Source organism: Devosia soli, assembly GCF_000970455.1.
Taxonomy (GTDB): Bacteria; Pseudomonadota; Alphaproteobacteria; order Rhizobiales; family Devosiaceae; genus Devosia; species Devosia soli.
In genome coordinates this window covers 1-20,521 of sequence record NZ_LAJG01000015.1, presented here as the reverse complement: position 1 = coordinate 20,521, position 20,521 = coordinate 1, and the positions used below count along the sequence as shown (strand labels likewise).

Genomic DNA, 20,521 nt, shown 5'->3' with positions numbered 1-20,521 from the left:
CCGCTAACCTTGGCTCACCGGTGGTTTGAGTCGCACGATAGTCCCCAGAACGAGCATTTGGTGCGTCTAGAGTTTGAGCGGCCGCCAGCCGCCACTGACCATTTCTCGGGCCCACGCTCGATCCGTTGACGCTCGTTCTCAGGCAGGCGTATCCCGTGCTTCAAAACGCAGTCGCAACGCCAGATTTTAGGGCTTGGGGCAGAGTTGCCTATTCAGCCTCGCCCTTACGTGAAGCGCCCGCCATAGCGTCTTGATGGACTATGTCTGTTCCGACATAGCCTTTCAGCAATGCTGCCAGTGCAAGAAGCGACGCCATGTGGGTGCGTTCCCAACCGTGAGAGCTGTCGAGGGAAAAGCAGACGAGGCCGACGCGGATGTCCCAGCCGGCTTCGACTGCGGCGGCGCTATCGGAGCGGTAGTGGCGGAATGTATCGCGCTCGTATCGGATGCCATTCTGTTCACAGACCGTTAACATCTGGCGCGTCAGTCGGGCATCAAAGGGACCCTGGCGATCACGCATGGCGATGGTGACGGCGTCGTCACGCGATGTCTGGTTGGGAGCGGTCACCGCGTTGTCGATGGCGAGCAGTTCTTCGACCTCGGGACCAAATCCGTGGGTGCCACCGATGCCGATCTCTTCGGCGATGGTGAACATGGCCTGGAAGGGGACGGCGACCTTGGTGTGACCCTCGGCGATGGATTTGAGGACAGCGAGGAGAGTGGCGCAGCCGGCCTTATCGTCGAGGTGGCGCGAGACGATGAAACCGTCGACGACCTCGGACTGCGCGTCGACTGCGACCATGTCACCGACATTGAAGCCAGCGGCGACGAGCGCGGCGCGGTCGGGGAGGGTGGCGTCGACGCGGATTTCAAGATTGTCCCAATCGGCCGGCTGGGTATCGACTTCGGTGTTGAAGCGGTGGCCCGAGGCTTTGAGCGGCAGAATGGTGCCGCGATGTTCGGCATTGTCGGAAAAGATGGTGACGCGGGCGCCTTCGGCGAAACGGGCGGCCCAGGTTCCGGTATTGCGCAGGGCAAGGCGTCCATTGGGCTTGAGTTCGGTGACCATGGCGCCGAGGGTATCGAGATGGGCCGCGAGGGCGCGGCGGGGCGGGCCGTCTCCGACTTCGACATAGAGGACGCCACGGCGGGTATATTTGGGCGAATAGCCGAGATCGCGCAGCCAGGTATCGACCAAGGCCACGGCGCGATCAGTCATGCCGACGGGGCTTGGCGTTTTGACGAGGTGCAGCAACCGGTCGAGGAGATAATCGGTATCGATCATGCGGAGCGGCGCTTTCGGGTGCGGGCCGGGGAGACTTCTTCGAGGAAGCGGTCTTCGAGCTTGGCCTCGAGGGTCAGCATGTGTTTTTCGGCTTCGCTCATATGCTCGGCAAGGATCACGGCGGCTGCGGCGGCGTCGCGGCGGCGCATGGCGGCGATGAGATCGCGCTGATGCTGGATGCCGCTGGCGCGCGAGACCGGCTCGGGCTGGACATAAATGTCCTGCGCGATGGTGAGATCCTTCAAGAGGCGCTGGAGAAAGCGGCAGGTGAAGGCCAGAATGGGATTGTCGGAATATTCTGCAACGACGCCGTGGAAATCCAATTCCGCCATGCGCTGGTTCCATCGCTCGTTCTGGTCCACCGGCTCGTGGTCGTAAATCCCGATAATGGCTTCGAGGCGTTTGAGGCCGGCCTCGTCGATATGAGGGGTGGCGCTGGCTGCCAGTTGGGGTTCGAGAACCTTTCGCATCTCATAGATATTGGCGATCGTCAGGTTCTTGGCGAAGAGAAAATTGGAGAGAAGGCTCATGGCCCGGCCTTCAGACATGCGCTCGATGAAGGCGCCGCCGCCGGGGCCAGTGCGTACCGAGATCAGTCCTTGAACTTCGAGGGATTTCAGAGCCTCGCGGACAGTGCCTTTGCTGGCAGAAAATTGGGCGATGAGGTCGCGCTCCTGCGGCAGGCGATCGCCGGGACCAAGGCCATGTTCGACGATCATACGCTTTATAGCGTCGACGATCTCGTCGGTGCGCTTGCGGCGCGGCGGATCAAGGGGGGCGATTTCGCTCATGCGGCGCTGTCCGTTGCGGAGAGGCGTGGGGCGCTGGCGATGAGCGAGCGCGTGTAGTCGTGCTGCGGGTTGGCGAAGAGCTTGGCCGCTGGGCCAGTCTCCACCACTTCTCCGAGATACATGACGGCAACACGATCGGAAATCGATTCCACGACGGCGAGATCGTGGCTGATGAAGATGTAGGAGAGGGCAAGATCGTCGCGCAATTGCTGGAGGAGCAGAAGCATTTGGGCCTGCACGGAGACGTCGAGCGCACTCACCGGCTCATCGAGGACAAGAATGCTGGCTTCGGCCGCCAGAGCCCGAGCGATGGCGATGCGCTGGGCTTGGCCGCCCGAGAATTCGTGGGGATAGCGTTCGAGGGTGTCGAGCGGCATCTGCACGGCGTCGATCAGTTCGCGCTTACGCAGGGCGCGTTTGGTGCTGTCGTAAGAGCAGAGGAGGCGCAGGGGCACATCGAGGATGTCGCCGATGGTCTTTCTCGGGTTGAGCGAGGCGACGGGATCCTGGAAGACATATTGAATGGTGCGGCCAAAGGCGCGGGAGCCGGAGGCGGCGAGGTCCGCCCAGGGCTTGTTGTCGATCAGCATGGTGCCGGAGGTGGGATGCTCGAGGCCAACCAGCATGCGGGCGAGCGTCGACTTGCCCGAGCCGCTTTCCCCCACGATTCCAAGGGTTTCGCCGCGCTTGAGATCGAGCGAAATGCCGCGGACGGCTTGGACTTCATTGGCCTTGCGGCCGAACAAAGAGCGGCCGCCGCCAAAGGTTTTGACGAGATCGCGGATCTGGATGGCGTTGGTCATGCCTTGGCCTCCGAAAAGAGCGGACGAACCCGATCGAGGAAACTGTGGCCTTCGCCGAGTTCGGGAACACAAGCGATGAGGCGCTTGGTGTAGTCGTGCTGGGGGGCGCGTAGGATAGTTTGCGTTTCGCCCTGTTCGACGATTTCGCCATTTTTCATCACTGCGACACGATCGCAGACCTGAGCCACGACGCCGAAATCGTGGGTGATGAGAAGGAGGGCGAGACCGCGCTCGCGGCGCAACTTTTGCAGCAGTTCGAGAATACGGGCCTGTACGGTGACATCGAGCGCTGTGGTCGGCTCGTCGGCGATGATGATGTCGGGATCATTGGCGAGTGCCATGGCGATGCCGATGCGCTGGCGCTGTCCGCCGGAGAGTTCGTGCGGATAGGCGCTGGCGCGACCAGACGCATCCCGGATGCCGACAGTTTCCATCAACTCGACGGCGCGTTGACGAGCTGCGCGCTTGCCGATGGGATTATGCGCAAGGACCGCTTCGGCAATCTGGTCAGCCACCGAGAAGAGCGGATGGAGGGTCGTCAGCGGGTCCTGAAAGACATAGGCGACGCGGGCGCCGCGGAGGGCGATGAGGTCTTGCTCGCGCAGGGAAAGCACGTCCTGGCCCTGGATATAGACGCCGCCATTGGTAATGATGCCGGGCGGGGACGCGACGAGGCCCATCAACGAGAGTGCGGTGACGGACTTTCCAGATCCGCTTTCTCCGATCAGCCCAAGGCATTCGCCTTTGTCGAGGCGGAAGCTGATTTCGTTTACGGCGGGCGTGATCGAGCCACCGGTATCGAAGCCGGTCGAGAGGTTTTCGACGAAGAGGGCAGGGGCGTCCTCGATGGTCGAGGCAGGCTTGGTCTCGCGCTTGATCTTGGTGACTGGCATGGGGCGGCCCAGAGTGCCGGAGCGGAGGCGCGGGTCGAGTACGTCGCGGACACCGTCGCCGAGGAGGTTGATGCTCATCACGAGAAGAAAGATCATCACGCCCGGAATGATCGAGGCGTGGGGGGCGGTGAACAGCTGCGCGCGCGCCTGCCCGAGCATTGAGCCGAGATCGGAGGTGGGCGGTTGGGCGCCGAGGCCAAGGAAGGAGAGGCCTGCGGTTTCAAGGATCATCCAGCCGACGGTGGTCGACATGGTGATGACGATGACCGGGAGGACATTGGGCAGGACCTCGGTAAAGAGGACGGCCGCGTGGCTCTTGCCCGAGAGGCGCGCGGCATCGACGAATTCGCGATTGCGGATCGAGACGGTGACGCCGCGGATATTTCGGGCAAAGAAGGGGATATTGACGAGCGCGATAGCGTAGAGCGCATTGAGAAGGCCGGGGCCGAGCGCGGCGACAATGGCGATGGCGAGAAGAATATAGGGAAAGGCCATCAGCATATCCACGAAGCGCATGAGAATGCTGTCGGTGGCGCCGCGGACATAGCCGGCGACGAGGCCGATGAGGGAGCCGAAGAAAGCCGCGAGGGCGGTGGCGCTGACGCCGACCAGGAGGGACACCTGGGTGCCCCAGATGAGACGCGAAAGAATGTCGCGGCCGAGGTGATCTGTGCCGAGGAGATGGCCTTCGCTCAGCGGCGGCAGGAGCCGATTGGGCTGATCGGTAATGTCTGGGTTCGGGATCGGCAGGATCGGCGCGAGCAGCGCCAGGATGACGATGAAGCCGAAGATGAAGAGACCTGCCGCCGCGAGGCGATTGGCCATCAGCAATTGGAGATTGCTGCGGCGCTTGCGGGCGGGCGCGGAAACTGGAGCGGTGAGGTCGGTCATGCCTTGAGCCTTGGATCGAGCAGGGCCTGAGCAACGTCGGCCAGAAGGTTGACGAGAACATAGACCGTGGCGGCAACGAGGACGCCGCCCTGGACGAGGAGCAGGTCGCGGGTGGAGACGGCTTTGACGAGCATTTGTCCGAGGCCCGGCCACTGGAACACGGTTTCGATATAGAGCGCGCCGCCGAGCACGAAGCCGGCCTGAATGCCGAGCACCGGAATGATGGAGACGAGCGCGGCGCGGAAGGCGTGGCGGTAGATGACTTTGTTTTCGCTGAGGCCCTTGGCGCGGGCGGTGCGAATGAAATCCTGACGCAGCACTTCGAGCATGGCGGCCCGGGTGAGGCGGGCGACGACGCCAGTGGCGACAATGGCAAGGGTCGAGGCAGGCAGGATCAGGTGGCGCAGAAGGTCGGGGAGGTCACCGCCGCCATAGACAGCATACATGCCGGAAGCAGGGAGCAGGCGCCATTGAACGGCGAAGAACAGAATGAAGACGAGGCCGAGGAAGAAGGCCGGCATAGAAATGCCGATGAGGACGAAGAAGGTGACGATCCGGTCGGTCCAGCCGAACTGGCGCACGGCCGAGACGATGCCGGCGAGAATTCCGAGCACCGAGCAGATGACGAGGGACGCGCCGGCCAGAATGAGCGTCGCGCCAAAACGCTCGAGCACTTCATCGAGGACCGGGCGATTGAGAATGTAAGAGCGGCCGAAATCGCCCTGAAGGAGATTGCCGATCCAGATGACATATTGCTCGGGCCAGGAGCGATCGAGCCCGAGGGCGCGATTGATGCGGGCGACATTGTCGGGCGTCGCGTAGGAGCCGAGGAGGGCCTGCGCGGGATCGCCGGGGATCAGCTTCATCACGAGGAAGACGATGACGGAGAGGCCGATGATGACGGGGATCGCGGCGAGGAGGCGTTTGCCGATATAGGCGGTCATGGGTGGTCCTCCGGAGCGGGGGTGGAGGGTACCCCCACCTAGCCTCCCCCTGGTAGGGGGAGGGACGGATCGAGTTTGCGTCGGGGCTGGTGAGCCACCGGGAGGCTCCTCCCCCTATTGAGGGGGAGGTTGGGTGGGGGGACCTACTGCTTGGTCACATCACGCAAAACCAAAGAAAAGTCCGGTTGCAGTTCGAAATCGCCGACGGCGCTGGTGACGACGGCGTTTTGCTTCCAGTTGGCGACGAAGAGCCAGGGGGCATCGTCGTGGGTGATGGCCTGGACTTGCTTATAAAGTTCGCCGCGCTCGGCCGGATCGGTCGAGAGACGCGCCTTGTCGAGGAGGGCGTCGACTTCCGGGTTGGAATAATAGGACGAATTGAATCCCCCTTCTGCCGGGAAGGCAGCACTGCGCAGGGTGAGAAACGGCAGGGTGTCGGGGTCCGAGGTCATCCAAGCCATTTCGGCCATGTCGCCCTTGCCCTCGAGACCGGGATTCACTTCCGAAAGGAACGTGTTCCACTCATAGGTCTTGATCTCGACATCAAGCCCCACAGCGGCGAGATCGGCCTGGATCGCGGTGCCCATGGGGACGGGATCGAGCATGCCCGAGCCGCCTTCCGTGACGAGGAAGGTCAGCTTTGCCCCTTCCGCCCCGGCTTCGGCAAGGAGTTCCTTGGCCTTTGCCGGATCATAGGGATAGGGCGCGACATCTTCGTTATAGGCCCAGTTGAAGGCAGGCGGGATCGGGCCGGCGGACACGTCGGCCGTGCCCTGGAGGACGTCGTTGACGAGACTTTCCTTATTGACGGCGTAGTTCACCGCCTGGCGCACGCGCTTGTCGGCAAAGGGGCCGTCCTTGGCATTGAGCATGACGTACCAGACATGGGGGCCGACGGCTTCCACGACCTGATAATTAGCGTCGTCGCGGAACTGGGCGACATTGTCGGGCGGGGTTTCGAGCAGCACATCGATGCCGCCCGAGAGCATTTCGGCTACGCGGGTATTGGCGTCGGTAATCGGCCGGAAGATGACGGCTTCGAGCGAAGGCGCACCATCCCAATAGGCATCATTGCGCGAGGCGACGACGCTGGTATTGGACTGCCATTCCTCGAACTTGAAGGGGCCGGTGCCGACCGGATGGCGACCGTAATCGGCGCCATATTGCTCGACCGCCGCGGGCGAGACGATGAGGCCAGTGGGCGAGGCCAGGTTGCTCATGAACGGGGCAAAGGGTTCGTTGAGGGTGAATTTGACCGTCAGGTCATCCACTACCGCAACGTCTTTGACCGAGGAGAAGAAGAACGCGAGCGGGAAGGGACCGGTCGAGGCGAAGGGGTGGTCTTCCTTCAGCATGCGATCGAAATTGAACTTGACCGCTTCGGCATTGAACGGGGTGCCGTCATGGAAGGTCACGCCTTCGCGGAGGTTGAAAGTATATTCGAGCCCATCGTCGGAAATGGTCCAGTCGGTGGCGAGCGCCGGTTCGATTTCGAGCGTGCCGGGCGTGTTGCGCACAAGGCCATCATAGATGTTGACGGCGATGCGGAAATCGTTGGCTGCGGTCGAGACATGCGGATCGAGCGATGATGGCTCGGCGATCTGGCCGACTACGAGGACGTTGGGTGGCGTCTGGGCGAATGCCGGCGAAACAAAGCTGAGCGAAGTGGCGGCCAAAAGCAGCGCCGCGACGCCTTTCCATGTGCGGATCATAGTGAAAATCTCTCCTTGCGTTCCCTCGCCCTTGCCGTGCGGTTGCGCTATTCAGCAGAGCATGGTCAATTTATCAGCATAAATTCGCACCATGTCAATTTATGATGATAAATCTTCTTTGCCTGCGAGGATGACCGAATGACATTTTCCATCGTTGCGCGTGATCCGGTCAGCGGCGCGTTTGGGGTGGCCACGGCGACGGCCGGTCCGATGGTGGGTGCGCTGGTGCCCCATGTGCGCGGCGGCATCGGCGCGGCCGCGACGCAGGCGATGACCAATCCCTACCTCGCGATCGATGCGCTGACACTCATCGATCAACAACCGGCCGAAGCGGCGCTGGCGGCGGCGCTTGCAAAGGACGCAGAAGCCGATCGGCGGCAGATGGTGTTGGTCGACGCGGCAGGGCGGACGGCGGGGTGGACTGGGCCGGACTGCACCGGGTTTGCGGGGCATTTGCTGGACACCAATGTCGCGGTGGCCGGCAATATGCTGGCCGGTCGCGCCGTGATCGAGAACATGATGGCAGCATTTCGCGCGGCAGAGGGAAATCTGGGGCGCGCATTGCTCGCCGCGCTTGTTGCGGGTGCAGCTGCGGGCGGCGACAGCCGCGGCGTAGGTTCGTCCGCCCTGCTTGTGCAAGGGAGCCAGGCCTACCTCGATCTTGACCTAAGGATCGATACGGCTGACGAACCATTGGCGGCGCTTGATCATCTGCTGGGGCTGGCGACCTCCGGCTCTTATGCGGAGTTCGTCGCCGAGGTGCCAAAACGATGACGCAGCACGCTCATTATTTCGCTTACGGGTCCAACATGGACGTCGCGCAAATGCAGGTCCGCTGCCCTGGGGCGGAGGTTGTTGGGATCGGAGTTTTGGCGGACCATATGCTCTGCTTTCCGCGGCATTCGATCAGTCGCGATTGCGGCGTTGCCTCCGTCACGCCGCGACCGGGCTGGAAAACGCTCGGCGTGGTTTATAGGCTTTCGGCGGACAATATCGCCCGGCTCGACGCCTACGAGGATTTCGTCGCAGGGCGGGCTGCAGAGCTCAATAGCTACAACCGGGTCGAGATCGAGGTGTTCGTTAACGGCCGGCCGTCCCTGGCGCAGATCTATATTGCTGTGGCCCAGGATGGCGCATTCCGCCCCAACGCTGCCTATTTAAGGCACCTTCTGGACGGCGCATCCATGCATAGATTGCCGGCTGACTATGTAGCCCAACTTCATGGCTGGAGCCAAAGCTCAATGCTTCCCCTGGGTGATGGAGAACCTCAGGATGGAACGAAGTTCGGTCGACCTTCTTCAACATCTCGGGCTTGAGGATGCCTCACTATCCTTGATGGCACCAAGGACGAAGCGGTTCTCTCTGCAAACATCATGGCGTTCATCGAAAACTCAGAGAGTGCAAGACCTTTGGACTGGTCGCTCTGCCTGGCACTTCGGCACCGAACAAGCTCACGCACTCTTTCCGACCCATCGCGTTTGATCCATCCGATGATCACAGGGGCATGGGTGGATATGCCAAATAGTGCAAATAGAGGTTGAAACTGGTGGGGCGTCCGTCGACACTAGCGGCACGGAAATGTCTGATAACGCCCCGTATCGCTCGTGCCATCCTTCCATTCCAGACGAGGATAAGGACGAGGCAGATAGCCCGCTCCAACCCCCGCCGTCGATTTCGAACTGCGGCTGCCGAGCGACGACAACGGGTTCGGTGTCTTGGCGGTCAATCCGGTTTAGGATTGAGAACTGCGAAAGCTGCCGTTCAGCAAAAGAGAACCCGAAGGCAACTTCTGCCCGCAATTCGGACGTTGAGAATTAGCTCGGTAATGCCGCAAATCTGACATCTGCTGCCAAAAAAACCATGCACTATTTTTGTCAGAAAGACTGCTTGATTACATGGATTGGTCAAAAATCCGGTTTCGGGATTTGTTGCTATACCCAGACCAGACTAATGATCGAGCGGGTATGAAACGAAAGCCAATCTTTTGCTGTCAGGGGCCCAGGAATTAACGTTGATCGTCCCCTGTCCGCCGAAAAAGGCAGCAACATCAGTCTGTTCAGTGCCATTGAGCGTCATCAGGCGAAGAAGAACGTGCTTGTCTGGCGGGTGGCCGATCGTGTCTTCGGGGTAACTGAGATAGGCGACCCGACGGCCATCGGGAGAGATGTGGGGGAACCAGTTGACGCGAGTGTCGAAGGTCAATTGTTCAATGCCCGTGCCGTCCGGCTGCATGCGGAAAATCTGTGCATGGCCGGGCTTTTTGGCTGAAAGTTCTGAGTTGAAATAGATCCAGCGACCATCCGGGGAATATTCCGGGCCGTCATTGGGAACGGTCAAATCGGTCAGCCGTGTGTCGGGTCCACCCGCGGCAGGGATGGTAAAAACGTTAACATTCCGTTGCCCGTGAGGCGCCTCAACCGCGACATAGCTTAGAGTTTCGCCCTCGGGCGAGATGCCGTGCAAATAATAGTGGTGCGGTGTCGGATGGTCGTTAGAGATGCGGCGCGGTTCACCCCCTTCGAAGGGCACGGCGTAGAGGTGGCCGTCATCTGAACTGACATAGATGGTCGACCCGTCGGGGGCGAGGACGTGATCGTTGTTGAGGTCGTCAAGACCAGGGGTGGGGATATGCGCGGGCGTGCCGCCCTCGGGGCTGATGCGGAAGAGATGACCGCCGGCATTGAAGACGAGCCATTGGCCGTCGGGCGACCAGTTGGGTGCCTCGATCACCTCGTCGGCGGTAAAGACCGTGCGGCGGTCGCCATAAAGGTCGATGACTTCGAGGACGGCTTTTTGGCCAGCGCAAAGCGTGCGACCACGGCGCGGGAAGGTGAAGCTCATGGATTGGTCAATCAGCGATCGAGGTTGTCGCGGAAGTCGTTGAGGTCGGCATCGACCGAGGACGGTGCGTCGATCCACTCCCGCATGGCATTGCCGGTCGCGGGATCGCGGCTCGGGATCGGCAGCATCATGATGCGCTTGGCAGCGGCGCGGAAGCTGGCGTCGTCGAGCCGGGCCTCCTCGATATTGTCCCAGTCGCGGCCATCGGGATAACCGCCGACCATCATGACGTCGTCCGAATGGCCGACCATGATGTGCGAGACGCCAGCGGGCAGGACGATGACGTCACCGGCTTCGACACGGACGCGCACCCCGCCATCACCGAAAAGGACAACATCCATCCAGCCGCGGGCGCAGCCGAGGCACTCGTGCGTCGTCGAATGAAAATGGGCATAGGTATAGACGCCGGGATAGCGCCAGTTGTTGAGCCAGCCATTTTCGCGGAAGCGCGCGATCAAGGCGTCTTCGCCGCCGCTGGGAACGGCGCCGCGGTGTACGAGGAGCGGAAAGCGGGAATTGGGTACAAAACCTTTCGGCTTTGACCAGTGGAGTTCAGTTTCCATCATTATGCTCCCTGTGTGATCCTGATCTGGCGCAAGGCCTTGGCGACAAGGGCGTGGTCTTCGACATCGGGAAGGCCGCTGACAGAAGCCGCGCCGACGACGCCGGTTCCCTCCACAATGAGTGGTACACCACCGCCGCTTGCCGCGTAATCGTCCGGCGGGAGCCGGAAGCGCTGCGCGAACTCCCAGCCGTGCTTTTCACAAAGGAGCCGCATGTGAAGCGAACTTTGGTGGAAGCGGAGCGCGACATTGCGCTTGCGGCGGGTCCAATCGGGGTTGTCCGGCGTGGCGCCGGGCAGGAGGCTGAAGAAGACGACGGTTTCGCCATGGGTGACTTCGATAGCAACCGGCAGGTGCTGCGCTGCGGCCTCGGCCTGCATCAGGGCACCGAGTTGCCAGGCGGTGGCATAGTCGAAGCGACGGAGCGCTATCGCCTGTTGTTCTTCGGCAAGGCTTTCGAGCGTCGGGGTCACGGTCAGAGCCCCAAGGCTTTCAGGTGTTCGATGGAGCGGCGGGCGAAAAGCTGCCAATCGCCGGGATTGTCGTGTTCGGTGACGATATGGTCGGCTTTGGTTTCGCGGAAAAGCGGCACGATGGCAGCCCAATCGATGATGCCGTCACCGGTAGCGGTCCAGCCATCGTCTTCCTTGGTGCCGATGGGCGCCGTATCTTTGGTTTGAATGGCGACGATGCGATCCGCGAAGCGGCGGAGTTCGGCGGCGGGATCGGCACCGGCGCGGACGATCCAGCCGCAGTCGATCTCGAATTTTACTGCGTCGCCACCGGCTTCGAAGATGTGATCGATCGGGCGCGTGCCATCGGAAAAGGGGATGAACTCGAAATCGTGGTTATGCCAGGCGACGGCGAGGCCGTGTTTTTGGGCGGCTTCGGCGCCTGTTGCGAGCTTTTCGCCAAGCCCGCGCCAATAGGCGGCGGTAGGCTGGCGCTCGTCTGGCGTGACATAGGGCGGGATCAGGTAGGTAGCGCCGAGGGTTTGGGCGATCTCGATGAAGCGCTGGGGCTCACCGACCAGTCCGCCAAGCGGCATGTGGAAGCCGAAGCATTTCAAGCCGGCATCGTCGAGGGCGCGGCGGAAGGCTTTGGGGTCGGTTTCGTAGGCGGGGAGCCAGGGTTCGATCGCGTCGTAGCCCATGGACTTGAGGATGGGGAGTTGATCGACGAGCGGGGGGAAATTGCGGGAGGAGTAGAGCTGGTAGGCGATTGGGTAGGGCATGGCTTTCCTCTCCTCGTTGAGGCGGTTCGGCAATATCCGGGCATGCTGCAGTCGGGCGCCCGAGGACGTTTTTTTCTGACGGTGTCATTCCCGCGAAAGCGGGAACCCCTGTTCAACGGAGGTCCCCGCTTTCGCGGGGATGACACCGAGAAATAGGGAAGGTTAGGGCCTTACGGCTGCGCTTCCTTGTCCTTGTCGAACTCGAGGAGCTCCACCATCACGCCGAGGTTTTTGACCGTGTCGTAATAGGCGTAGCGCCCGTGGGAGCCGTCGAATTCGCCGCGCTGCAGCAGCTTGTGGCCCTTCAATTCAAGATAGGCGTGGCGCTTGGTCAGGTTGCGGGTTCGAAAGGCGATATGGTGGCAGCCGGGGCCCTTTTCTTCGAGGAGGTCGCGCCAGGCGCTTTTTTCGGGGCCGGGCTCCAAAAATTCCACGTCGATATTGCCGAACTTGAACATGCGGATCTTGCAGCCGACCGAAGCGGGCATGCCGTTGTAGATCGCCTTGGCTTCCTCCGGTTCCGCCGCCTTGCCCAGCGAGGGCATGGGCTTGCCAGTGAGGTCAGCGAACCATTGCGCGGATTTGTCGACATCGTCGGTGACGAAGCAGATCTGCATCACTTCGTCTTCATCAAGCAGGCGCTTGTCCATTTGGCTGTCCGTTCTAAGTTTTTGGAGGAGGCGGGCGGCCCGTAGGCCACCGGCCGGCGCTGGGAGGGAGGTGTCAGCCGAGGATGGTGTCGTAATTGTCCTTCATCTCGGCGATGGCGTCTTCGACGGTCATGCTGGAGTCGCTCCAGAAGTTGAAGACGACGTTCCAGATCGAATCCTGCCAGTCGGCATCGGCCGTGTTATGCGGATTTTGGACCTGCTGAGCCGGGTCTTCGAGGATGCGCAGCACCTCTGTCGAGCAGGCGTCGAGGCTTTCAGCCGGGGCGTCGAGACGGACCGGGGTGGAACCCTTGGCGGCGGCGAACTTGGCCTGTGATTCCGGATCGAGGACAACCGAGGCAAAGTCGAGCTCGGCATTCTGCACATCTTCAGCCTGGCCACCAAGAAGACCCCAGGCGTCGACGGTCACAACCACGGCCTGAGCACCTGGGATTTCGATGCAGCCGAAATCGGTCCCGGCGACCTTACCTGCGCCAAGCCACTCGCCCTTCATCCAGTCGCCATGGATCTGCATCAGCGCCTTGCCGGTGATGACCTCGTTGGTGGTCTCGTTCCAGGGGCGGTTCTGCGCTTCAGGACCCGCTTCATTGGCAAAGAGGCGAAGCGTTTCGAGCGCCTTGGCAAAGTTGGGATCGTCGAGCGCGGTCGGATCGACCTCTTCGCCATAGATCTTCTTGTAAACATCGGGGCCGGCGACGGCAGCGACGAGCGCATGTGTCAGATAGCCGACCTGAAAGGGTTGGCTGCCGACGGCAAGCGGCGCATAGCCCGCATCGCGGATCTTCTGGAAATCGGCGAACATGGCGTCCGTCGAATCCCAGGCGGCGGGGTCAACGCCGGCGGCCTTGGCGACTTCCATGTTATAGTAGAGCATGCCGTCGATATGGAGCGCCTGCGGCACCTTGACGATTTCGCCATCGACCGAGATGGAGGCGGCAACGGCGGCCGGCAGTTTGTCGACGATGGCGTTGTCGTTGAACCACTGGGTTAGCGGGAAGCCGAGGCCCATACCGGCGATGTCGCGATAAACGCCGGGATTGGATTCCATGAAGACATTGGGGGGCTGCCCGCCGGTGATCAGGCTCATCAGATTGACGTTGGAGCCGGTATCGTGGGGAATAGCGATATCGGTCCAGGTGTGACCCTTGGCTTCGAGCTCCCCTTTGATGACGTTGAGGGCGGCGATTTCGGGCGGAGCGGACCAGCTATGGTAGATGACCAGGTCAGTCGCCATGGCACCGAACGAAGCGGTGCTGAGCATAAGGCCGGCGGCAATGCCGGCAAATCGCTTGATAGACATCGTTCTCTCTCCCTGAGTGTTTCAGCTACATTCGCTGCCCGGTTCGGGCGTCGAACAGGTTGGCCTTGCCCTTGATATAACTCACGGCCATCGACTGGCCGGGATTGAGCCGCGCGGCGGCATCGGGCTCGACGCGCAGGGCAAGAAGGTCGTCTTCGAAACGGAAATAGGCTGAGGCGTCCGGACCAGTGCGCTCGGCATACTGGACGGGCACGTCAAAGGTCGCAGCGACCGGGCCGGTGGCTGCGAGGGTGAAATGCTCGGGCCGAAGGCCGGCGATGACCTCAGCTCCATCGAGGGGCGGATGGGCAAAAGGATAGTCCGAAACATCGAGGCGGACGCCGGAGGTGAAGACCGCTTCGATCTTTCCTGCCGCAACGCTGAGTTTTGCCTTGCGCAGGTTCATGGCCGGGGAGCCGATGAAGCCGGCGACGAAGAGATTGGAGGGGCGCTCGTAGATCTCGTCGGGCGTGCCGAACTGCTGGATGACGCCGCCATTCATCACGGCGATCTTGGTGGCCATGGTCATGGCTTCGATCTGGTCGTGGGTGACATAGACGACGGTCGACTTGAGCTGGTCGTGCAGCTTCTTGATTTCGAGCCGCATCTCGGTGCGCAGCTTGGCGTCGAGATTGGATAGCGGTTCGTCGAAGAGGAAGACGCCGACATTTTTCACCAGAGCCCGGCCGATGGCGACACGCTGGCGCTGGCCACCGGAGAGCTGGCCGGGCTTGCGGTTGAGGAGCGGCTCGATCTGCAGGAGTTTTGCGGCCCAGGCGATGCGTTTTTCGATTTCCTCGCGCGGCAGCTTGCTGGCGGAGAGGCCGAACTTGAGGTTTCCGTGCACGGTTTTCGTCGGGTAGAGCGCGTAGCTCTGGAACACCATGGCGAGGCCGCGATCTTTGGGATCGAGATCGGTGACATCGCGATCCCCGATCATGATGCGGCCATCGGTGACGTCGAGGAGACCGGCAAGAAGATTGAGCAGTGTGGTCTTGCCGCAGCCCGAGGGGCCGAGGAGGACCAGGAAATCGCCGTCGTCGATCGCCAGATTGAGGTCGTCGAGAACCGTCAGGGTGCCATAGGTCTTGGTGATGTGCTCGAAGCTTACGCGGGGCATTCGGGTCAACCCTTGATGGCGCCGGCGGTGATGCCCTGGACGAAGAGCTTGCCGACGAAGAAATAGATGACGAGCGGGGGGATGGCGGTGAGAAGAGCGGCGGCCATGTTGTCGTTGTAGCGAACGGTGCCGGTCGAGATGGTGATGAGGTTCGCGAGGTTCACCGTCATAGGCTGGCCGCCGAGGCCGCCGAAGGTCACCCCGATCAGATAGTCGTTCCAGATGGAGGTGATCTGGAGGATCAGGACAACAATCAGGATATTGCCGCTCATCGGCAGGATGATCTCGAAGAAAATCTTCCAGAACGAGCCGCTATCCATCACCGCAGCGCTCATGATCTCCTGCGGAATATCCTTGTAGTAATTGCGGAAGATCAGCGTCAGCACCGGCATGGCGAGGATCGCGTGGATGATGGCGACGCCCCAGATGCTGCCATAGACCTTCATGGCGGCCGTCATCGAGATCAGCGGGAACATGATGATCTGGAAGGGCACGAAGGCGCAGATGAAAAGGACGAAGAGGAAGGGGCCGGCCCATTTGACGTTCCACAGCGCCAGGGCATAGCCAGTGATGATGGACAGACCGATAGAGAGGATCAGGGAGGGAATGAGGATATAGACCGAATTCCAGAACCCGACCTTGAGGCCCTCGCAGCGGGTGCCGGAGCAGGCCGAGTTCCAGGCGTGGTCCCAGGCTTCGAGCGTCCAGACATTGGGCAGCGCGAACATGGCGCCTTCGCGGATCTGCTCCATGGTCTTGAAGGACGTGGTGATCACGACATAAAGCGGCACGCAGAAGAACAGGGCGCAAATAGAGAGAAACACGATGACGGCGATCGAGCGGCCGGTGATGGCCTTCTTCTTGCGCGGAAAATAGGGTGCGCTGCGGACGGCGACTTCGGCGCCAAGGGCCTTTTGGGCGATGGAAAGATGGGTCATGTGCGGGCTCCCGAGCGGCGCTGCTGCCAGGCGGTGAGGAGGACGAGCGGCAGGAAAATGACGGCGGTGATCAGCAGCATGACGACGGCGGCGGCGGAGGCAAAGCCAAGATTGCCCTTGGCCGAGAGGGCCTGGATCGTGAAATAGGCGGGCACATAGGTCGATTGGCCCGGGCCGCCATTGGTCATGGCGACGATCACGTCATAGGCCTTGATAACGCCGAGCGAGAGCAGGATGGCGCAGGTGACAAAGGTGAACTTCATCATCGGGATGATGATCTCGGTATAGAGCCGGAAGAGACCGACGCCATCGAGCCGCGCAGCGCTCCAGATCTCGGAATTGATGGATTTGAGACCGGCCAGCATCAGGGCCATATAGAAGCCAGCACTTTGCCAGACTGAGGCGAGGATGACGCCATACATCGCGGTTTCTGGACGGGCGAGCCAGCTCGCATTGACCCAGGTGAGGCCGATGGAATGGATGAAATGCTCGACGCCCAGTTCGGGATTGAACATCCAGCGCCAGGCGGCGCCAGTGACGATCAACGAAATGGCAAGGGGATAGAGGAATACGGTACGGAAGATGCTCTCGCCGCGCTTTTCGCGGTCGATCATGGCGGCAAGGATAAAGCCGAAGACGATGGCGAGGGCGCTGCCGAGCCCGAGAACGATGAGGTTCTGCAGCGAAATCTGCCAGGCGCTGTCCTTGAACAGCCGCTCGTACTGGCGGCCCCATTCGGACCAGTCGATCTCATATTCCGGCAGGCGGCGGCTGCGCGTCAGCGATAGGTAGACCGTCCACAGAATGGCGCCAATAAAGGCAACCAGTGTCACCAGGCCAGCCGGCACCAATGCCAGTTGGGGTGACCATCGGCTCCACCGAAAGGTCATGCTCGTCCTCCCTTGAACGCCGCGGCGGATTGTTCCGCTCTGTCGACGCGTCAGCTCTTGCAAGCAGTATTATCGTTAAACTAGGATCAGTGGAAACATTTCGTCAATAGTCTTTTCGCGCTCAAAGTGCGGGATGTGATTGGGGTATGCGGCGGCAGCGCGTATCGTTACGAGACGGCAGGAGGGGAAAAACATGCAAAATCAATACGGTATCCCGGCTATGGGATTCGGGACATATGGTAGGAATGGCGAGGCCGGCGTGGAGGCTATGCTGGTTGCGCTAGAGACCGGTTATCGACATCTCGATACGGCGCAAGATTACGGCACCGAGGCGCAGGTGGGCGAGGCGGTGCGGCGATCGGGGCTTCCGCGCTCGGAAGTGTTCGTGACAACCAAGATCAAGACCAGCAACTTTGGCAAGGGCGCGCTGGTGCCGTCGCTGCGAGAGAGCTGCGAGACCCTCGGATTGGAGCAGTTGGACCTGACGCTGATCCACTGGCCATCGCCGAACAACGAAGTGCCGTTGCCGGTCTATATCGAGCAGCTGGGTGAGGCGCATGCGCTGGGGCTGACCCGGCTCGTTGGCGTTTCGAACTTCACGATCGCGATGCTCAAGGAGGCACAGGCAATCCTGGGTGATGTGCCGATTGCCAACAATCAGTTCGAGCTCAATCCACTCCTGCAAAACAAAAGACTCGCAAACTATTGTAAAGACGCTGGTATTTCGGTGACCTGCTACCTGCCAATCGCGCGGGGCATTCTCGGCGAAGTGCCGGAAATCGCCGAGATCGCAGCGCGTCATGGGGCGACGCCGGAGCAGGTGGCTTTGGCGTTCGAGTTTACCAAGGGCTATATCGCCATTCCCACCTCGGGCAAGGCGGAGCGCATTCGCAGCAATTTTAAGGCGACGAGGCTCACGCTGAGCGACGAGGATATTCGCACCATCGAGAGTGTGGATCGTGCTCAGCGGGTCATCGATCCGGATTGGGGTCCTGAATGGGATTGACAGCGTCGCGTCGTCGGATTTAGCTAATCGTATTATCGTTACTACTAAATCGCTCTGCCGTCGTGCAAGAGTGCTCCGCATGCCTGTCGCTTGCGGAAGGAAACAGTCATTGCCGCAATGCCGGCGGGAGGAAACATGAAGGGCATTACCAGTCTCGGACACATCGCGATTAACGTGATCGACCTTGAAAAATCGCTCGACTACTACGTCAACAAGCTCGGCTTTCCCGAAATGCTGCGCCTCAAGCGTGACAATGACGAGACCTGGCTCGTTTATCTGCGCATAACCGACGAGCAATATCTCGAGGTTTTCCCGGGGGCGGAGAACGATCGCGCGCCGGCGAGCTGGCACACCAATGGCATGACCCATATGTGCTGGACGATCGATGATCTCGACGCCACCTGCGATCGTATCAAGGCGGCGGGGATTACGCTTCTCAGCGAGCCCAAGGCGGGTCTTGATGGCAATCGTCAAGCCTGGCTCGAAGATCCCGATGGCAATCGCATCGAACTGATGGAAATGCATCCGGACTGCCTGCAATATCAGGCCATCCGGCGTCTACACGCAGAAGGCGTCTAGTTTAGCGCCGTCTCTCGTGTCTATTCTTGCCCATGATTTTGATTTTCTGGTGTCGTCTTGGCGAATCCGCATATTGGGGGACCAAGGTCCCGCCTCTGGCGTTTCGGTAGGTTGAAATCATGGGCAAACCCACCGTCCGCCTGAAGGACATCGCCGACAAGACGGGATTTTCGGTCAATACGGTGTCATTAGCCCTGCGCCAGAGCCCGCGCATCCCCGAAGAAACCAAAATCCTCATTCGCGAAGCGGCAGACGCGCTCAATTATCTGCCCAATCATGTCGCCAAATCGCTGGTCAGTCGGGAAACCAAGACCATTGGTCTGGTGCTGACCGATATTACCAATCCCGCCCTGACCCAGGTGGCGCAGGCGGTCGAGACGGTGCTGTCCGAACGCGGATATTCGACGCTGTTTGCGACTTCGAACAATGATCTCGAAGAGGAAAAGCGCGTCATCGAAATGTTCCGCTCGCGGCAGGTCGATGGGATGCTGATCTATCCGCGCAGCCATCGTGAGCTCGAACATATTCGCAGGCTCCGCCAGCGCGGTTATCCGGTCGTGCTGCTGGTAGCCGATCCCGATGCGGGGATCGACGCGGTTTGCATCGACGAGCGCCGTGGCGCCTATCGGGCGGTGCGGCACCTGATCGATATTGGCCATAGCCGGATCGGCATCATCGATACGTCCAATCCCAAGGGGAATCTCGAAAAGCGCGACGGCTATAACCAGGCGCATAAGGAGGCGGGGCTGGACGTCGATCCTGAATTGCTGGCCGATCCGCAGGGCAATTCGGTGATCCGAGGCTTTTGGGCCATGGACCGGCTGATGAGCATGCCGGTGCGGCCGACAGCGATTTTTGCCTCCAACGATTCCCTTGCCATCGGTGCGCTGCGTTGGACGCAGAAGAACAATCTGCGCGTGCCCAAGGATGTGGCGATCATGGGATTCGACAATATCGAATTTGCCGAGCATGCGGCGACACCGATTTCCTCGGTGAAATATGAAGTCGAAATGGTGACGGAGCTGGCGGTGGAGCGCCTGCTGCAATTGATCGCCGCGCCTGATGGGCTGCCAGAGCCGCGTGTGACCATGATCGATCCCGAACTGATCGTGCGCGACAGCACGGCGGGAAGGGGCGACTAGATAAGACAGCTCTGATTTTTCGAGAGGAGGCGAAAATTCTAAGCGTGGAAATTACGGGTGTGCGCGAGGCACAGCTTTCGGAGCGGCCGGATCCGCAGGCGGCGGGCGATGTCGTCAAGGTCGAGATACTGGTCGGGCCAATGTGCACCGAGTGGCAATCGTGGCGGGCAGGCAAGCCTGGCCATGAACTCGGACATGAGGCGGTTGGCGTGGTGGTCGATGCGGCGGCGTCGGCGCGGCTCAAGGTCGGCGATCGGGTGATCGCCATGCCGCATTGGGGCTGTGGCAAATGCCCGGCCTGTCTCTCGGGCGAACATATCCACTGCACCGATCAGCGTGATCTCTTGGCGGAAACCGGGTCGAGCTGCGGGCTTGGTGGCTATGCGCAATATCTTATCAAGCCAGATTATCTGCTCTATCCAGTGCCGGACGATATCGAGACCGATCATGCGGCCATGGCGCTTTGTGCGCTGGGGCCGAGTTTTACGGCCATGGAGCGCATGCGGCTGTCGCCGGCTGACACGCTAGTCGTGTCGGGATGCGGGGCAGTGGGGCTTGGGGCCATCGTCAATGCGCGGACGATCGGGGCGCAGGTGATTGCGGTGGAGCTGCATCCGTTCCGGGCGGAACTGGCGCGATCGTTGGGGGCCGAGCATGTTCTCGACCCGCGCGCGCCCGACATTGTCGAAGAAATCCGCGCCCTGACCGGCGGCTATGGCGCCGATGCGGCGGTCGAGACCAGCAATAATGAAGCCGCGCCACCCGTCGTCCTGGAACTGGTGCGGGCCCGAGGGCGGCTGGCCTTCGTCACCTGGAGCGGCGCCTTGCCGGTCAACCGCATCACCGGAAAAGGCATCGACATTTTTGGCTGCTGGCACTGGAACCACGACCAGGCAGGCGATCGCATGATGGACCGCA

At 61.1% G+C, this 20,521-nt stretch carries 21 protein-coding genes; 6 read left to right on the top strand and 15 right to left on the bottom strand.

What is annotated here, in order from left to right:
- Positions 1 to 208: 208 nt before the first annotated feature.
- The 6 genes from VW35_RS08615 to VW35_RS08590 form a co-directional block, all read right to left on the bottom strand.
- A complete protein-coding gene (locus tag VW35_RS08615; protein ID WP_046142658.1) occupies positions 209 to 1,285 on the bottom strand; it encodes an osmoprotectant NAGGN system M42 family peptidase in 1,077 nt (358 codons plus the stop codon).
- Entirely contained in the window at positions 1,282 to 2,076 is a 795-nt protein-coding gene (locus tag VW35_RS08610) for a FadR/GntR family transcriptional regulator (RefSeq protein ID WP_046142657.1), read from the bottom strand. Before VW35_RS08610 ends, VW35_RS08615 begins: the two co-directional genes overlap by 4 nt.
- Entirely contained in the window at positions 2,073 to 2,879 is an 807-nt protein-coding gene (locus VW35_RS08605; RefSeq protein WP_046142656.1) for an ATP-binding cassette domain-containing protein, read from the bottom strand. The genes VW35_RS08610 and VW35_RS08605 overlap by 4 nt, the downstream gene beginning before the upstream one ends.
- On the bottom strand, positions 2,876 to 4,663 hold the full coding sequence (locus VW35_RS08600) for a dipeptide/oligopeptide/nickel ABC transporter permease/ATP-binding protein (protein WP_046142655.1): 1,788 nt from the start codon (positions 4,661 to 4,663) through the stop codon (positions 2,876 to 2,878). The genes VW35_RS08605 and VW35_RS08600 overlap by 4 nt, the downstream gene beginning before the upstream one ends.
- Positions 4,660 to 5,607: an ABC transporter permease gene (locus tag VW35_RS08595; protein ID WP_046142654.1), complete on the bottom strand. Its 948-nt coding sequence runs from the start codon at positions 5,605 to 5,607 to the stop codon at positions 4,660 to 4,662. The genes VW35_RS08600 and VW35_RS08595 overlap by 4 nt, the downstream gene beginning before the upstream one ends.
- 143 nt (positions 5,608 to 5,750) lie before the next feature.
- Complete coding sequence (locus tag VW35_RS08590) at positions 5,751 to 7,319, bottom strand: ABC transporter substrate-binding protein (protein WP_046142653.1); 1,569 nt, start codon at positions 7,317 to 7,319, stop codon at positions 5,751 to 5,753.
- Positions 7,320 to 7,457: 138 nt separating this feature from the next.
- Here VW35_RS08590 and VW35_RS08585 point away from each other — a divergent pair, with 138 nt between their 5' ends.
- Positions 7,458 to 8,093, top strand: a complete 636-nt coding sequence (locus VW35_RS08585) for a DUF1028 domain-containing protein (RefSeq protein WP_046142652.1) — start codon at positions 7,458 to 7,460, stop codon at positions 8,091 to 8,093.
- A complete protein-coding gene (locus VW35_RS20555; protein ID WP_052951605.1) occupies positions 8,090 to 8,635 on the top strand; it encodes a gamma-glutamylcyclotransferase family protein in 546 nt (181 codons plus the stop codon). The genes VW35_RS08585 and VW35_RS20555 overlap by 4 nt, the downstream gene beginning before the upstream one ends.
- A gap of 631 nt (positions 8,636 to 9,266) precedes the next feature.
- Here VW35_RS20555 and VW35_RS08575 read toward each other — a convergent pair.
- The 9 genes from VW35_RS08575 to VW35_RS08535 form a co-directional block, all read right to left on the bottom strand.
- Entirely contained in the window at positions 9,267 to 10,160 is an 894-nt protein-coding gene (locus tag VW35_RS08575; RefSeq protein WP_046142651.1) for a TolB family protein, read from the bottom strand.
- Between the two features lie 11 nt (positions 10,161 to 10,171).
- On the bottom strand, positions 10,172 to 10,723 hold the full coding sequence (locus VW35_RS08570) for a cupin domain-containing protein (protein ID WP_046142714.1): 552 nt from the start codon (positions 10,721 to 10,723) through the stop codon (positions 10,172 to 10,174).
- A gap of 2 nt (positions 10,724 to 10,725) precedes the next feature.
- Complete coding sequence (locus tag VW35_RS08565; protein WP_152662533.1) at positions 10,726 to 11,196, bottom strand: heme-degrading domain-containing protein; 471 nt, start codon at positions 11,194 to 11,196, stop codon at positions 10,726 to 10,728.
- Positions 11,197 to 11,198: 2 nt separating this feature from the next.
- Positions 11,199 to 11,957: a sugar phosphate isomerase/epimerase family protein gene (locus tag VW35_RS08560; RefSeq protein WP_046142650.1), complete on the bottom strand. Its 759-nt coding sequence runs from the start codon at positions 11,955 to 11,957 to the stop codon at positions 11,199 to 11,201.
- Positions 11,958 to 12,127: 170 nt separating this feature from the next.
- Positions 12,128 to 12,607 (bottom strand): VOC family protein, encoded by a 480-nt coding sequence (locus VW35_RS08555; protein ID WP_046142649.1) that lies wholly within the window; start codon positions 12,605 to 12,607, stop codon positions 12,128 to 12,130.
- A gap of 73 nt (positions 12,608 to 12,680) precedes the next feature.
- Positions 12,681 to 13,928 carry an ABC transporter substrate-binding protein gene (locus VW35_RS08550; protein ID WP_046142648.1) on the bottom strand — a complete coding sequence of 416 codons (1,248 nt, stop codon included), beginning with the start codon at positions 13,926 to 13,928 and terminating at the stop codon, positions 12,681 to 12,683.
- 25 nt (positions 13,929 to 13,953) lie between these two features.
- On the bottom strand, positions 13,954 to 15,048 hold the full coding sequence (locus VW35_RS08545) for an ABC transporter ATP-binding protein (RefSeq protein WP_046142647.1): 1,095 nt from the start codon (positions 15,046 to 15,048) through the stop codon (positions 13,954 to 13,956).
- A gap of 5 nt (positions 15,049 to 15,053) precedes the next feature.
- Positions 15,054 to 15,986, bottom strand: a complete 933-nt coding sequence (locus tag VW35_RS08540) for a carbohydrate ABC transporter permease (RefSeq protein ID WP_046142646.1) — start codon at positions 15,984 to 15,986, stop codon at positions 15,054 to 15,056.
- A complete protein-coding gene (locus VW35_RS08535) occupies positions 15,983 to 16,876 on the bottom strand; it encodes a carbohydrate ABC transporter permease (RefSeq protein WP_046142645.1) in 894 nt (297 codons plus the stop codon). The genes VW35_RS08540 and VW35_RS08535 overlap by 4 nt, the downstream gene beginning before the upstream one ends.
- Before the next feature lie 193 nt (positions 16,877 to 17,069).
- On the opposite strand from VW35_RS08535, the gene VW35_RS08530 reads away from it, so the two are divergent.
- From VW35_RS08530 to VW35_RS08515, 4 genes are all read left to right on the top strand, one after another.
- Positions 17,070 to 17,882 (top strand): aldo/keto reductase, encoded by an 813-nt coding sequence (locus VW35_RS08530; protein WP_046142644.1) that lies wholly within the window; start codon positions 17,070 to 17,072, stop codon positions 17,880 to 17,882.
- Between the two features lie 135 nt (positions 17,883 to 18,017).
- Positions 18,018 to 18,461, top strand: a complete 444-nt coding sequence (locus tag VW35_RS08525) for a VOC family protein (RefSeq protein WP_046142643.1) — start codon at positions 18,018 to 18,020, stop codon at positions 18,459 to 18,461.
- A gap of 119 nt (positions 18,462 to 18,580) precedes the next feature.
- Positions 18,581 to 19,603, top strand: coding sequence for a LacI family DNA-binding transcriptional regulator (locus VW35_RS08520; RefSeq protein ID WP_046142642.1), 1,023 nt, complete (start codon positions 18,581 to 18,583; stop codon positions 19,601 to 19,603).
- A 44-nt stretch (positions 19,604 to 19,647) separates the two neighbouring features.
- On the top strand, positions 19,648 to 20,521 hold an 874-nt coding region (locus VW35_RS08515; protein WP_244465862.1), incomplete at its 3' end, for a zinc-dependent alcohol dehydrogenase.

Bases quoted from the DNA above. Each gene is read 5' to 3' on its own strand.
- VW35_RS08615 (WP_046142658.1), bottom strand. From the start codon at position 1,285: ATGATCGATACCGATTATCTCCTCGACCGGTTGCTGCACCTCGTCAAA.
- VW35_RS08610 (WP_046142657.1), bottom strand. From the start codon at position 2,076: ATGAGCGAAATCGCCCCCCTTGATCCGCCGCGCCGCAAGCGCACCGAC.
- VW35_RS08605 (WP_046142656.1), bottom strand. From the start codon at position 2,879: ATGACCAACGCCATCCAGATCCGCGATCTCGTCAAAACCTTTGGCGGC.
- VW35_RS08600 (WP_046142655.1), bottom strand. From the start codon at position 4,663: ATGACCGACCTCACCGCTCCAGTTTCCGCGCCCGCCCGCAAGCGCCGC.
- VW35_RS08595 (WP_046142654.1), bottom strand. From the start codon at position 5,607: ATGACCGCCTATATCGGCAAACGCCTCCTCGCCGCGATCCCCGTCATC.
- VW35_RS08590 (WP_046142653.1), bottom strand. From the start codon at position 7,319: ATGATCCGCACATGGAAAGGCGTCGCGGCGCTGCTTTTGGCCGCCACT.
- VW35_RS08585 (WP_046142652.1), top strand. From the start codon at position 7,458: ATGACATTTTCCATCGTTGCGCGTGATCCGGTCAGCGGCGCGTTTGGG.
- VW35_RS20555 (WP_052951605.1), top strand. From the start codon at position 8,090: ATGACGCAGCACGCTCATTATTTCGCTTACGGGTCCAACATGGACGTC.
- VW35_RS08575 (WP_046142651.1), bottom strand. From the start codon at position 10,160: ATGAGCTTCACCTTCCCGCGCCGTGGTCGCACGCTTTGCGCTGGCCAA.
- VW35_RS08570 (WP_046142714.1), bottom strand. From the start codon at position 10,723: ATGGAAACTGAACTCCACTGGTCAAAGCCGAAAGGTTTTGTACCCAAT.
- VW35_RS08560 (WP_046142650.1), bottom strand. From the start codon at position 11,957: ATGCCCTACCCAATCGCCTACCAGCTCTACTCCTCCCGCAATTTCCCC.
- VW35_RS08555 (WP_046142649.1), bottom strand. From the start codon at position 12,607: ATGGACAAGCGCCTGCTTGATGAAGACGAAGTGATGCAGATCTGCTTC.
- VW35_RS08550 (WP_046142648.1), bottom strand. From the start codon at position 13,928: ATGTCTATCAAGCGATTTGCCGGCATTGCCGCCGGCCTTATGCTCAGC.
- VW35_RS08545 (WP_046142647.1), bottom strand. From the start codon at position 15,048: ATGCCCCGCGTAAGCTTCGAGCACATCACCAAGACCTATGGCACCCTG.
- VW35_RS08540 (WP_046142646.1), bottom strand. From the start codon at position 15,986: ATGACCCATCTTTCCATCGCCCAAAAGGCCCTTGGCGCCGAAGTCGCC.
- VW35_RS08535 (WP_046142645.1), bottom strand. From the start codon at position 16,876: ATGACCTTTCGGTGGAGCCGATGGTCACCCCAACTGGCATTGGTGCCG.
- VW35_RS08530 (WP_046142644.1), top strand. From the start codon at position 17,070: ATGCAAAATCAATACGGTATCCCGGCTATGGGATTCGGGACATATGGT.
- VW35_RS08525 (WP_046142643.1), top strand. From the start codon at position 18,018: ATGAAGGGCATTACCAGTCTCGGACACATCGCGATTAACGTGATCGAC.
- VW35_RS08520 (WP_046142642.1), top strand. From the start codon at position 18,581: ATGGGCAAACCCACCGTCCGCCTGAAGGACATCGCCGACAAGACGGGA.